12 protein-coding genes are annotated in these 12,682 nt (G+C 74.8%); 5 read left to right on the top strand and 7 right to left on the bottom strand.

What is annotated here, in order from left to right; all coding sequences use genetic code 11:
- Window positions 1-2: 2 nt before the first annotated feature.
- A complete protein-coding gene (locus tag H596_RS0110175; RefSeq protein WP_027284802.1) occupies window positions 3-956 on the top strand; it encodes a Bug family tripartite tricarboxylate transporter substrate binding protein in 954 nt (317 codons plus the stop codon).
- A gap of 378 nt (window positions 957-1,334) precedes the next feature.
- Here H596_RS0110175 and H596_RS0110170 read toward each other — a convergent pair whose 3' ends face one another.
- The 4 genes from H596_RS0110170 to H596_RS0110155 are packed head-to-tail and all read right to left on the bottom strand — an operon-like array spanning window position 1,335 to window position 5,683.
- Window positions 1,335-1,772: a DNA polymerase III subunit chi gene (locus H596_RS0110170; protein ID WP_027284801.1), complete on the bottom strand. Its 438-nt coding sequence runs from the start codon at window positions 1,770-1,772 to the stop codon at window positions 1,335-1,337.
- Window positions 1,772-2,752 carry an NADPH:quinone reductase gene (locus H596_RS0110165; protein ID WP_027284800.1) on the bottom strand — a complete coding sequence of 327 codons (981 nt, stop codon included), beginning with the start codon at window positions 2,750-2,752 and terminating at the stop codon, window positions 1,772-1,774. The genes H596_RS0110170 and H596_RS0110165 overlap by 1 nt, the downstream gene beginning before the upstream one ends.
- A 33-nt stretch (window positions 2,753-2,785) precedes the next feature.
- Window positions 2,786-4,189 (bottom strand): leucyl aminopeptidase family protein, encoded by a 1,404-nt coding sequence (locus H596_RS21005; protein ID WP_051212764.1) that lies wholly within the window; start codon window positions 4,187-4,189, stop codon window positions 2,786-2,788.
- 3 nt (window positions 4,190-4,192) lie between these two features.
- Complete coding sequence (locus H596_RS0110155) at window positions 4,193-5,683, bottom strand: leucyl aminopeptidase (RefSeq protein ID WP_027284799.1); 1,491 nt, start codon at window positions 5,681-5,683, stop codon at window positions 4,193-4,195.
- 89 nt (window positions 5,684-5,772) lie between these two features.
- On the opposite strand from H596_RS0110155, the gene H596_RS24570 reads away from it, so the two are divergent.
- The 4 genes from H596_RS24570 (at window position 5,773) to H596_RS23395 (ending at window position 10,027) form a co-directional block, all read left to right on the top strand.
- Window positions 5,773-6,543, top strand: a complete 771-nt coding sequence (locus H596_RS24570; RefSeq protein ID WP_027284798.1) for a 3'(2'),5'-bisphosphate nucleotidase CysQ family protein — start codon at window positions 5,773-5,775, stop codon at window positions 6,541-6,543.
- A gap of 7 nt (window positions 6,544-6,550) precedes the next feature.
- Window positions 6,551-7,516 (top strand): L-threonylcarbamoyladenylate synthase, encoded by a 966-nt coding sequence (locus H596_RS0110145; protein ID WP_027284797.1) that lies wholly within the window; start codon window positions 6,551-6,553, stop codon window positions 7,514-7,516.
- Window positions 7,517-7,597: 81 nt separating this feature from the next.
- Entirely contained in the window at window positions 7,598-8,731 is a 1,134-nt protein-coding gene (locus H596_RS0110140; RefSeq protein ID WP_027284796.1) for a bifunctional 2-methylcitrate synthase/citrate synthase, read from the top strand.
- A 690-nt stretch (window positions 8,732-9,421) separates the two neighbouring features.
- Window positions 9,422-10,027, top strand: a complete 606-nt coding sequence (locus H596_RS23395; protein WP_211225269.1) for a hypothetical protein — start codon at window positions 9,422-9,424, stop codon at window positions 10,025-10,027.
- Between the two features lie 64 nt (window positions 10,028-10,091).
- Here H596_RS23395 and H596_RS0110130 read toward each other — a convergent pair whose 3' ends face one another.
- From H596_RS0110130 to otnK, 3 genes are read right to left on the bottom strand one after another with little or no spacing between them, the layout of a single operon-like run.
- Window positions 10,092-10,685, bottom strand: coding sequence for a nitroreductase family protein (locus H596_RS0110130; protein ID WP_027284795.1), 594 nt, complete (start codon window positions 10,683-10,685; stop codon window positions 10,092-10,094).
- Between the two features lie 32 nt (window positions 10,686-10,717).
- Window positions 10,718-11,335, bottom strand: a complete 618-nt coding sequence (otnC, locus tag H596_RS0110125; RefSeq protein WP_027284794.1) for a 3-oxo-tetronate 4-phosphate decarboxylase — start codon at window positions 11,333-11,335, stop codon at window positions 10,718-10,720.
- A complete protein-coding gene (gene otnK, locus H596_RS0110120) occupies window positions 11,332-12,597 on the bottom strand; it encodes a 3-oxo-tetronate kinase (protein ID WP_027284793.1) in 1,266 nt (421 codons plus the stop codon). The genes otnC and otnK overlap by 4 nt, the downstream gene beginning before the upstream one ends.
- Window positions 12,598-12,682: the final 85 nt, after the last annotated feature.

Raw genomic sequence — 12,682 nt, 5'->3', positions numbered from 1 at the left:
CGATGCGCCTTTCCCGCCGCCCGCTGTTCGCGCTGCTCGCCGCGCCCGCCGTGGCGCGCGCGCAATCCGCGCCGCTGCGCGTGATCGTGCCCGCCCCGCCAGGGGGCTCGACCGACATCCTGGCCCGGGTGGTCGGCGAGCGCGCGGGCGCGCTGCTCAACCAGCCGGTGGTGGTGGACAATCGCGGCGGCGCGGGCGGCATCATCGGCACCGAGGCCGCGGCGCGCGCCGCGCCCGACGGCAACACGGTGGTGCTCGGCCACAACCAGACCCACGCCTCGAACCAGTGGATGGCGCGCAACCTGCCCTACCATGTGATCGAGAGCTTCACGCCCGTCGCGCGGCTCGCCACCGTGCACCACGCGACGGTGGTGCCCGCCGGCTCGCGCGCGCGCGACATGGCGGGGCTGGTGGCGATGGGCCGCAATGGCGGGCGCGTTTCCTACGCCTCCTCGCAGGCGGGCTCGGCCTCGCATGTGATCGCGGAGACCTTCGTGCGCCGCACCGGCATGGACGCGACGCATGTGCCCTATCGCGGCGGCGGGCCGGCGACGCAGGACACGGTGGCGGGGGTGGTGGATTTCTACGTCTCCACCTGGCCCGGCGTGGTGAGCCTGGTGCGCGAGGGGCGGCTGCGCGCCCTTTCCATCGGCGCGGCGGCGCGGCTCGCCGAGTTTCCGGAGCTGCCCACGGCGGCGGAGGCGGGTTTCCCCTTCATGGCGGTGGATGCGTGGTTCGGCCTCTTCGCGCCGCGCGGCACGGCGCTGCCGCGCGTGGAGCAGATCGCCGCGGCCTTCCTGCAGGCGCTGGGCGAGCCCGCCGTCGCGGCGCGCGCGGTGGCGGCGGGGCTGAACGCCGCGCCGCTGATGCCGCTGGAGTTCGGCGCCTTCCAGCAGGAGGAGGTGGCGCGCTGGCGCGAGATGGCGACGCTGACGGGGATCATGATGGATTCTTGAGTTCCCCACGACGCCGCTGCGCGCCGTCGCGGGGGCCCCCCGAGTTCCCCACGACGCCGCTGCGCGCCGTCGCGGGGGCCCCATGGGCGCCCGGCCTGTGCGGGGCGCGCTGCTCCGGCGCGGCGAAGCCGCGCCTCCGCCCGGAGCGGGCGAATGACGCCGGCCATCTCCTCCTCCGCGCCTCGCGCGAATGGCCAGGAAACGCACGCCCTCCGGCCTCGCCCCCGGCGGAGCCCTTCCGCGGCTCTGCCGCGGAAGGAGGCGCCACCCTCCCAGATTCAGAGCCTCAACGGGGCCCCCGCGACGACGCGCAGCGGCGTCGTGGGGAGTTCTCCCGGGGCCCCCGCGACGGCGCGCAGCGGCGTCGTGGGGAGCCACTCACCCCCGCTCCCACCCCCGCGCCGTCTGCCGCCAATAGGTCAGCCCATGGCCCGCCGCCTTGGCCGCCGCCCAGCGTCGCCGCGCGGCCTCCACCTGCGCCGCGTCGCCCCCGTCGAACAGGTCGAAGACGCGCGCGTAGAGATCGAGATGCGCGCTCTCCACCCCCTCGGTCAGGAACAGATGCTGCGCGCCATTGGCCGGCGGGGCGTCCTCGAGCGTGAGGAAGATGGGCTGGCACTCCGCATCCCGCGTGCCGTGCGGCAGCCAGTCGGGCTCCGGGCAGGTCCAGAGCGCATCGTCCAGCGCGCGCAGCCGCTCCTCGCTGGCGCAGAGCACCAGGGCGCGCGCGGGCAGCGCCAGCACCCGCCCCAGCAGGCGCGGCAGCGCCTGTTCGAGGCTGGAGCGCGTGAGGTGGTAGAAGCCGATCTCCGCCATCAGGCGATGTCGAGCACGATGTTCCCGATGGCGCTGCCCGCCTGCACGATCTCGTGCGCCGCGGCGCATTCGGCGAGCGGCAGCCGCCCCGCGATGGCGTGGATCAGCACGCCCTCGGCGAGCCAGCGCGTCAGCAGCGCCTCGCACTCCGCGCGCGCGGGCGGGCTCAGCTCATAGACGATGAAGAACCGCAGCCCGAAGCCGCCCAGGATCATCGGGAAGAAGGGCAGGGTGAACTCGGGCGCGCCCGAGCCATAGACGACGCACAGCCCATCCTGCGCCAGAAGCCGCGGCAGCAGGGGCGCGTTGGCGGCGATGTCCACCTCCACGATGCGGTCCACGCCGCGGCCGTCGGTCAGTTCCTTCACGCGCTCGGCCGCATCCTCCTGGCGGTAGTCCACGCAGGCGTCCGCCCCGGCCTCCATGGCGCGGCGCGCCTTCTCGGGGCTGGAGACGGTGGCGATCACCTGCCGCGCGCCGAGCCGCCGCGCGAACTGGATGGCGTAATGCCCCACCGCCCCCGCGCCGCCGGCCACCAGCACGCTCCGCCCCGCCACCCCGCCATCGGTGAGCACCGCGCGCAGGGCGGTGAGGGCGGGGATGCCGAGGCAGGCGCCCTCGACGAAGGAGGTGGTGTCGGGCAGCCGCACCGCCTGGGCCGAGGGCAGGGCGATGTACTGCGCCGCGGTGCCGAAGGCGCGCTTCCACTGGCCGTTCCAGATCCACACGCGCTCGCCGATGCGTGCGGGGTTCACGCCCGCGCCCACCGCCTCGATCACGCCCGCCCCGTCGCTGTGCGGGATGACGCGCGGCGCCACCATGGGGCGGCTGCCCGCCCGCGCCTTCCAGTCCGAGGGGTTCACGCCGGAGGCGGCGAGGCGCACCAGCACCTCGCCCGGGCCGGGCGAGGGCGTGGGCATCTCGCCGAACACCAGCGCCTCGCGGGCCGGGCCCGTGCGTTCGTACCAGACGGCCTTCATGCGGCGTGTTCCTCCCTCGGGGTGGGCCTTCCGCTATATACGGTGCGGATCCTCGAAATGCCGCTCGATCAGCGCATCGAGCAGCCGCGCGCCGAAACCGGTGGGCTGGCCCTTGGCGGCCGGCAGCTCCGGGCTCTCGGCGGAATCCACGCCCGCGATGTCGAGATGCGCCCAGGGCAGCCCGCCCACGAACTCGCGCAGGAAGGCGGCGGCGTGGCAAGCGTCGGGCAGCAGCCGCCCTCCCCAGGCGCCGGAGCCCGCGGGCGCGCATTGCCGCAGGTCCGCGATGTCGGAGCGCAGATCCTCGCGGTGCCGCTCGCCGATGGGCAGGGGCCAGACGCGCTCGCCCACCGCCTCGCCCGCCGCGGCGATCAGCGCGCCCAGCGCCGCGTCATTGCCGAACAGCCCCGCGCGGTGATGGCCGAGCGCGGTGATCACGCTGCCCGTCAGCGTCGCCACGTCGATCACCGCCTGGGGGCGGAAGCGCTGGATCGCGTGGTGCAGCGCATCCGCGAGGATCAGGCGGCCCTCGGCGTCGGTGTCCACCACCTCGACGCTGCGGCCGGAGAGGGTGGTGAGCACATCGCCGGGCCGATAGCTCGCAGCCCCCAGCGCGTTCTCGGCGATGGCGAGCACCGCGACCGCGGGGCAGGGCGAGCGGCGGCGCGCCAGCGCCAGCATCGCGCCCGCGCAGGCGGCGGCCCCGGCCATGTCCTGGCGCATCGCCTCCATGCCGGCGGCGGGCTTCACCGACACCCCGCCCGTGTCGAAGCAGACGCCCTTGCCCACGAAGACCACGGGGGGCGCGGCGAAGCCGCCCTTCCAGCGCAGCACGACGAGGCGCGGCCCCTCCGCCGCCGCCCCGCCCACGGCGAGCAGCGCCCCCGCGCCCATGCGCCGCAGCCGCGCGGGCTTGATCACCTGGACGGAGAGCCCCTCCGCCTCCAGCGCCTTCAGCCGCCTCGCGAAAACGCGCGGGGTGAGGCGGTTGGCCGGCTCGGCGGAGAGTTCCCGCGCGAGAAAGGTCCCGGCGAGCCCCGCCTCGGCCCGCGCCCAGAGCGGCCGCGCCCGCTCGGGGTCGTCGAGCAGCAGGGCGATGCGGCGCGGCCCGGGCGGCGGCTTGCCCTGCAGCGCGGTGAAGCGCCAGGCGCGCAGCGCGGCCCCCACGCCGAGGGCGACGGCCACCGCATCGGGCAGGCCGCGCGCGTCCAGCGCCACGCGCCCCGCCTCGCCGGCGGCGGCGACGCACTCCGCGCCCACGCGCTCCCATTGCGCGGGGGTGGCGGCGCCGTCCGCGCCCACCCAGCGCTCGCGCGGGCCGATGTCGAGGATCTCGCCCGGCCGCCCGGCGAAGCCCGAGGGGTGCGGCGGCCCGCCCTCCAGCACCGGGCGCAGCAGCAGCGCGCCGGCCGGTGCGGCGCGGCGCAGGCGCAGCACGGCTCAGCCCTCGCAGTGATCCGCGACCAGGCGATCGAGCAGCCGCACGCCGAAGGCGGTGGCGCCCTTGGGCACGGTGTCCCGGTCCTTGCTGCTCCAGGCCGTGCCGGCGATGTCGAGATGCGCCCAGCGCTTGCCCTGCACGAAGCGCTGCAGGAACTGCGCGGCGGTGATGGCCCCGCCCGGGCGCCCGCCCACGTTCTTCATGTCCGCGATGTCGGACTTGAGCTGCTTGTCGTAGGCCTCGGCCAGCGGCATGCGCCAGCACAGCTCGCCCGTGGCGCGGCCGGCCGCCTCGATGCGCGCGGCGAGCTCGTCGTCGTTGGAGAAGAGCCCCGCATGCTCGTGGCCGAGCGCGATGATGATCGCGCCGGTGAGGGTGGCGAGGTCCACCATGAACTGCGGGTCGAAGCGCTCGATGGCGTAGTGGAACACGTCGGCCAGCACCAGGCGGCCCTCGGCGTCGGTGTTGATCACCTCGATGGTCTGGCCCGAGGCGCTCTTCACCACATCGCCCGGGCGCTGGGCCGTGCCGGAGGGCATGTTCTCGACGAGGCCGAGCAGCCCCACCGCATCCACCTTCGCCCTGCGGCCGGCCAGCGCGGCCATCAGCCCGGCCACCGCGCCGGCGCCGGCCATGTCCCACTTCATGTCCTCCATGCCGGCGGCGGGCTTGATGGAGATGCCGCCCGTGTCGAAGGTGACGCCCTTGCCGATGAAGCACACCGGCTTCTCGGCCTTCGCGCCCCTGCCCTTGCCGGCCGAGGCCCCGTTCCAGCGCAGCACGACGAGGCGCGGCTCGTTCGCCGAACCCTGCGCGACGCCGAGCAGCGCGCCCATGCCGTGCTTCTTCATCTCCTTCGGGCCGAGCACCTCCACCTCCAGCCCGAGCTTCGCGAGCCCGAGGCAGCGCTCAGCGAAGACGGCGGGGGTGAGCACATTGGCCGGTTCGGAGACGAGGTCGCGGGTGAGGAAGACGCCCTCCGCCACCGCCTTCATGGGCGCGAAGGCGGCGCGGGCGGCGGCGGCCTCGGCCGTGGCGAGGGTGAGCTTCGCGAGCTTCGGCTTGTCCTCGGGCTTCTCGGTGGTGCGGTAGCGGTCGAAGCGGTAGCGGCGCAGCACCGCGCCCATGGCGATGGCGGCGAGCGCGGTCGCGTCCGCGCCCTCGGCGGCGAGCAGCGCGGCGGGCTCGGCCGCGAGGGCGGCGGCGGCGGCGGCGCCGGCCTTCTCCCACTCCGCGCCCTCGGCCTTGCCCGTGCCCTGCACCAGCACGCGCGTGAGCCCCGGCGCCGGCGCCCAGAGCGTGACGGACTGGCCCTTGCGCCCCTTGAAGCCCGCCGCCTCCAGCGCGCGCGCGAGGCCGCCCTGCATCGCCGCGTCGAGCTGCGCGGCGAGGCCGGCGAGCGGCGCCTCGCCCGGCATCCCCTCCGGCAGCAGCAGCGCGAGGGCGCCCGCTTTCGGCAGCGCGGGCTTGGCGAAGGCGATCTCGAGCATGGGGCTGTCCTGTGCGGCGATTCCGTGTCGGTCCACGATAGGCGCGCGCGCGCATTGCGTCATCCCGCCCGAGGCCCTAACCACCGCCCATGACCCACGAGGATCTCCTGGAACTGGCCGTCCGCCTCGCGCGCGAGGCGGGGGCGGCGATCGAGGCCGTGCGCCGCGCCGGCTTCGCGGTGGAGCGCAAGGGCGATGCGAGCCCCGTCACCGCCGCCGACCATCTCTCGGAGGGCATCATCATCGAGGGGCTGCGCGCCGCCGCGCCCGAGATCCCCATCATCGCCGAGGAGGCGATGGCCGCGGGCGGCGAACCCCCGCCGCCCCCGCCGCGCTTCTGGCTGGTGGACCCGCTGGACGGCACCAAGGAGTTCGCAGCGGGTCTGCCGGAATACTGCGTGTGCATCGCGCTGGTGGAGGAGGGCTACGCCACGCTGGGCGTGCTCGGCGCGCCGGCCGAGCCCGCGATCTACGCCGGGCTGCCGGGGCACGGCGCCTGGGTGGAGCGCGACGGGGTGCGCCGGCCCATCGCCGCCCGCCGCCCGCCGCCCCAGGGGCTCACGCTCATGGCGAGCCGCAGCCACCGCAAGGACACGGGCGAGGCGGGCTTCCAGCCGCCGATCCCGGTGGCGGAGACTCTGGTGATGGGCTCCGCGCTCAAATACGCGCGCATCGCGGAAGGGCTGGCCGATGTCTCGCCGCGGCTCGATGGCCGCACCATGGAATGGGACACGGCGGCCGCGCAGGCGGTGCTGGAGGCGGCCGGCGGGCGCATGTTCGACGCCGCGGGCGCGCGGCTGCGCTACGGCAAGCCGGGCTACCGCAACGAGGGCTTCATCGCCTGGGGGCGCGAGGGCTGAGGGCGGCGTGACGGCGCTGCTCGACGATCCGCTCGACGCCGCGGCGCTGCTGCGCGCGGGCGCGCTCGTCGCCTTCCCGACAGAGACGGTCTATGGGCTGGGCGCGGATGCGCGCAACGCCGCGGCGGTGGCCGAAATCTTCGCTGCCAAGGGGCGGCCGCACTTCAACCCGCTGATCTGCCACTTCGCCGACGCCGATTCCGCCTTCGCCGAGGTGCGCGCCGATGCGCGCGCCCGCGCGCTCGCCGCGCGCTTCTGGCCCGGGCCGCTCACCCTCGTACTGCCGCGCCGGGCCGATTGCCGGGTGGAGCTGCTGGCGGGGGCGGGGCTCGACACGCTGGCGGTGCGCGTGCCCGCGCATGATCTCGCGCTCGCCATGCTGCGCGCCTTCGGCGGGCCGGTGGCCGCGCCCTCGGCCAACCGCTCTGGCCGCGTGAGCCCCACAAGCCCCGCGCATGTGATGGAGGAGCTGGGCGGGCGCATCGCCGCCATCCTCGATGGCGGGGAATGCGCGGTGGGCGTGGAGTCCACCGTGCTCGACCTCGGCGCGGGCGGGGCGGCGCTGCTGCGGCCCGGCGGCGTGCCGGTGGAGGCGATCGAGGCGGTGATCGGCCCCGTGGGGCGGCCGCTCTCGCCCGAGGCCGCGCCCGCGCCGACGCTGCGCAGCCCTGGCCTGCTGCTCTCGCACTACGCGCCCGTGCTGCCGCTGCGGCTCGATGCGCGGGAGGTGGCGGCGGACGAGGCGCTGCTCGCCTTCGGCCCGCCCCTCGCAGGGGCGGCGATCACCGAGCAGCTCTCGCTCGCGCGCGACGACCGCGAGGCGGCGCGCCGCCTCTTCGGCGCGCTGCGCCGGCTGGATGCGGAGGGCCGTCGCCTCGGGCTGCGCGGCATCGCGGCCATGCCGGTGCCGGGCGGCGGCCTCGCGCCCGCCATCCGCGACCGGCTCGCGCGCGCCGCCGCGCCGCGCGGATAGGGCGCGGCCGCCCCACCTTGCCGCCCCGGCGCGCGCGCTTAAGCTGCGGCGCAACAAGACTGGGGAAGAGGAAGACACGCCATGTCGGACGCCATCGAAGTGCGCAAGGGGCTGGTCGGCGTCTATGCCGATGACAGCGCCATCTCCAAGGTGATGCCGGAGACGAACAGCCTCACCTATCGCGGCTATGCGGTGCAGGATCTCTGCGAGGAGGCGAGCTTCGACGAGGTCGCCTATCTGCTCTGGAACGGCGAATTGCCGACGCGCGCCGAGCTTGCGGCCTTCCAGGCGGCGGAGAAGGCCGAGCGGGGCCTGAGCCCCGCCCTGCTGCGCGTGCTGCGGGAGTTCCCGAAGGAGGCGCACCCGATGGACGCGATCCGCACCGCCGTCTCCTTCATGGGGATGGAGGATCCCGAGACGGCCGACATCAGCGACGCCGCGCAGCGCCGCAAGGCGATGCGGCTGCTGGCGAAGATCCCCTGCGCGGTGGCGGCGACCAACCGGCTCTCCAAGGGGCTCGAGCCCATCGCGCCCGATCCGGCCCTGCCCTGGTGCGAGAACTTCTTCCACATGGTGTTCGGGCGCGTGCCGCAGAAGGAGGTGATCAAGGCCTTCGACGTCTCGATGATCCTCTACGCCGAGCACACCTTCAACGCCTCCACCTTCACCGCGCGCACCGTCACCTCGACCATGGCGGACATGCATGGCGCCATCACCGCGGCCATCGCGGCGCTGAAGGGCCCGCTGCACGGCGGCGCGAACGAGGCGGTGATGCACATGCTGAAGGAAATCCCGGGGCCCGAGGCCGCCGAGGCCTGGCTGCGCGAGCGCTTCGACCACAAGGCGCTGGTCATGGGCTTCGGCCACCGCGTGTACAAGAACGGCGACAGCCGCGTGCCGACCATGAAGAAGTATGCGGAGCTGATGGCCGAGGTGGTGGGCGACAAGCGCTGGATGAACACCTCCGCCGTGCTCGCACGGGTGATGCTGGAGGAGAAGCGCATCCACCCCAACCTCGATTTCCCGGCCGGGCCCGCCTACTACCTGATGGGCTTCGACATCCCGATGTTCACGCCCATCTTCGTCTGCTCGCGCATCACGGGCTGGGCCGCGCATGTGCTGGAGCAGGCCGCCGACAACCGCCTGATCCGCCCGCTCTCGCGCTACACCGGCGTGGAGCAGCGGCCTGTCGTGCCGCTCGCGCAGCGCGGCTAGCGCTGCGCGGCCAGCGGCGCGCGAGGCGGGCGTGCCGCTCGCGCAGCGCGGCTAGCGCTGCGCGGCCAGCGGCGCGCGAGGCGGGCGTGCCGCTCGCGCAGCGCGGCTAGCGCTGCGCGACCAGCGGCGCGCGGGGAAAAGCTCGCCGCTCGCGCAGCGGGGTGTGCGCCGCGCTGTTCCGATCTCTCCGCGGGAGGGCGAGGGAATGCTCCCTCGCCCTCTTCGCATCCGCGACACGCCGCACGCGGATGATGCGCGCGCGACTCACGCGCGACGAAAATGCGCGCGCGACTCCAGATTGTGTTTGACACGCGCGATGCGCATTCCGATAGCGTTGCGCACGCACGCATTGACGCGCGATTCGACTGCACGCTCGCACATCCGCGCCGGCCGCGAGAGCGAGGGGAACGCAAGGGATCGCAGGCCAGGGCGGGCGTCGTGCAGGATGGGTGATCCGTGATTCGCGATCAGGGTCCGATGGGAGAAGCCTCCCTGGTGATTCGGAGGAAGGGCATGAGGCCGTCGCCTGATGCCGGGCGGAGGCGCATTGGGCGCGCTGGGCTTTCCTCCTTCGCCGGAATCCCGGCCTGCGCAGTTCTGCACCGGCCATGTCCGCGAGAGGGCGCGGCGGCCGGAACCGTCTCAACGCCCCACAGGTGACGCGCGACGCGCGCAATGAGGAGATCCACAGTGACCGACAGCACCGACACCCCCAAGAAGGCCCCACGCGCGATGGCGATGGCGATGGCGACCGGCCGCCGCACGGCGAAGCCCGCCTCCGCGCGCGCGCGCGTCGCGGCCAAGAAGCCCGCGGCCAAGAAGCCGGCTGCGAAGAAGGCCGCCGCGCCGAAGAAGGCCGCCGCCAAGAAGCCGGCCGCGAAGAAGGCCGCCGCGCCGAAGAAGGCCGCCGCCAAGAAGCCGGCCGCGAAGAAGGCCGCCGCGCCGAAGAAGGCCGCCGCCAAGAAGCCGGCCGCGAAGAAGGCCGCCGCGCCGAAGAAGGCCGCCGCCAAGAAGCCGGCCGCGAAGAAGGCCGCCACGCCGAAGAAGGCCGCCGCCAGGAAGCCGGCCGCGAAGAAGGCCGCAGCGCCGAAGAAGGCCGCCGCCAAGCCCGCCGCGAAGAAGGCCGCCGCGCCGAAGAAGGCCGCCGCCAAGCCCGCCGCGAAGAAGGCCGCCGACCCGAAGCGCGCGGAGGCCGCGAAGAAGGCCGCCGCCACGCGCGCCGCGAAGAAGGCCGCCGCCGCCGCCGCGGCTGCCGCCCCGGCCGCTCCCGCGCCGAGCGAAACGCCGAGCACCTGAACCGCGCCAGCCGGTGCGACCAGGCCAGGGCGCCGCTCCGAAAGGGGCGGCGCCCTTTGCGCTGCTACAGCCCCTTGCCCCAGGCGCCGGCGAAGAACAGCTCGCCGAAGGGCTTGCGCGCGCGCGGGGCCGTCTCGCGCTGCGCCAGCGCCTCGTCGAGCGCGCTCGCCGGGCCGGGCTTGCCGAGCGTCATGGCCGCGATCGGCTCCGCATCCTCCGGAATGGCGAAGGCCGCGCGCGCGGCCGCGGCGTCGAAGCCCGCCATCTGATGGATCTGAAGGCCGAGGGCGGCGGCCTCGATGGCCATGGCGCTGCTCGCCTGGCCCGTGTCGTAGGCGGCCCAGCGGTTGGGCGTGCCCTTGCCCGCCATGGTCTGCCGGTAGCAGGCGAGGATGAGCACCGGCGCGCGCACGGCCCAGCCCTGGTTGAAGGGCACGAGGCAGGCGAGCAGCTTCGCATGCGCCTCCGGCTCCACATGCCTGCGCGTGACGAGGTAGAGCCAGGGCTGCTCGTTGTAGGCCGAGGCCGCCCAGCGCCCCGCCTCCAGCACGCGGCGCAGATCGGCGTCGGGGATCGCCTCCTCCAGATAGCTGCGCGGGCTCCAGCGCGCGGCGATGGCGGGCAGCACGGGATGGTCGGTGGGCGCGGTGCGGTCCATGGGCTCTCTCTCCGGGTTGTCGGTGGGTTCGCTCAGCCGAAGGTGCGGAGCAGGTCGTCCACCTGCGCCGGCGTCAGCAGGCGGGGGTTCGCGCCGCGCAGCAGCAGCGCGAGCTTCGCGGCCTCCTCCAGCTCCTCGGCGGCGTTCACCGCGTCGGTCAGGCTGGGGCCGCAGATCACGGGGCCGTGGTTGGCGAGCAGCACGGCCTTGGCGCGGCGCGCCGCCTCGCGGATGGCGGGCTCCATCGCCGCATCGCCGGGCCGGTAATAGGGAATGAGCGGAACCTCGCGCCCCGCCCGCATCACGAAATAGGGCGTGAGCGGCGGGATCGCGCCATCGAGGCAGGAGAGGGCGGTGGCGTGGGTGGAGTGCAGATGCACCACCGCCCCCGCATCGGGCCGCGCCTCAAGGAAGGCGCGGTGCAGGAACACCTCCTTGGTCGGCCTGTCGCCGCCCACATGGTTCCATGCGAGGTCGAGCTTGCTGATCCGCGCCGCCTCCAGCCGGCCGAGGCAGGAGTTGGTCGGCGTCATCAGATAGCCGTCGGGCAGGCGGACGGAGATGTTGCCCGCGCTGCCCACCGAGAAGCCCCGCTGGAACAGCGAGGCGCCGAGCGCCACCAGCTCCTCGCGCAGCGCCTCTTCGCTCATGCCGCGAAGGCCTTCAGGAAGAAGTCGCGCGCGCCGAAATTGCCGCTCTTGAGCGCGAGGTGCAGCCCCTCGGGCGCGGCGGGAATGGTGGTGTGGGTCCAGGGCACGCCCGGATCTATCTCCGCGCCGATGCGCAGCTCGCGCACGCCGAGGCGCTGCACCACCGCGCCCGAGGTCTCGCCGCCCGCCACCACCAGGCGGCGCACCCCGCGCGCGACCAGGCGCGCCGCGATTTCGGCCAGCGCCTCCTCCACCAGCGCGCCGGCGGCCTCGCGCCCGAGCCTCGCCTGCAGCGCGGCCACGCGCTCGGGCGGCGCGGAGGCGGCGATCACCACGGGGCGCGCCGCCTCCAGCCTGCCCTCCATCCAGGCCGCGGCCTCAGCGGCGAGGGCGGCCGCATCGGGGGTCGCGAGGGCGTCGAGCTCCAGCACCGGCACGTGATCGCGCGCGAGCCCGATCTGCCCGAGCGTGGCGCGCGAGCAGGAGCCCGCGACCACGGCGCAGAAGCCGCCGGGAGGGGGCAGCGCGTCGGCGTCCGTGCGGGCGGGCAGCAGCCCCGCGCGGCGGAAATTCTCCGGCAGCCCCATGGCGATGCCCGAGCCGCCGGTGACGAGCGGATGCTCCGCGCAGGCCTCGCCCAGCGCCATCAGATGCGCCTCCGTCACCGCATCCGCGATGGCGAGCGCGCGGCCGGATTCGGAGAGGCGCGCCATCTCGCGCCGGATCGCGGCCGGGCCCTGCTCCACGACCGCGAAGGGGAGAAGCCCCACGCCGAGCCGCGTCTGCCGGCCGAGCACGCGCACGAGGTTCGCGTCCGTCATCGGCGTGAGGGGGTGCTTCTCCATGCCGCTCTCGTTCAGCAGGCTCGCGCCGACGAAGAGGTGGCCCTGGTAGATCGTGCGGCCATTGGCGGGGAAGGCGGGGCAGGCGATGGCGAAGCCCGCGCCGAGCCGCCGCATCAGCGCCTCCGCCACGGGGCCGATATTGCCCTGATCCGTGCTGTCGAAGGTAGAGCAGTACTTGAACAGGATCTGCCGCGCGCCGGCGCCGAGCAGCGCCTCGCAGGCCGCGAGCGACTGCGCCACCGCCTCGGCCGCGGGGATGGTGCGGGACTTGAGCGCGACGACCACCGCATCCGCCTCGGGCAGCGGCGCCTGCGGCACGCCGATCACCTGCACCGCGCGCATGCCGTGGCGCACGAGCATGCTGGCGAGGTCGGTGGCGCCGGTGAAGTCGTCGGCGATGCAGCCGAGCAGGGGCATGGGAAGCGTCTCCGTGGCGCCCCTCCTTTACGGAGTGTTGCGGCGCGCGCAACGGGGCTTGAACAGCCCGGGGCGGCGGGGCCAG

It is taken from the genome of Rubritepida flocculans DSM 14296 (assembly GCF_000425365.1).
Taxonomy (GTDB): Bacteria; Pseudomonadota; Alphaproteobacteria; order Acetobacterales; family Acetobacteraceae; genus Roseococcus; species Roseococcus flocculans.
Note: the sequence above shows the minus strand (reverse complement) of the source record. Positions and strands in the feature narration are given on the sequence as shown.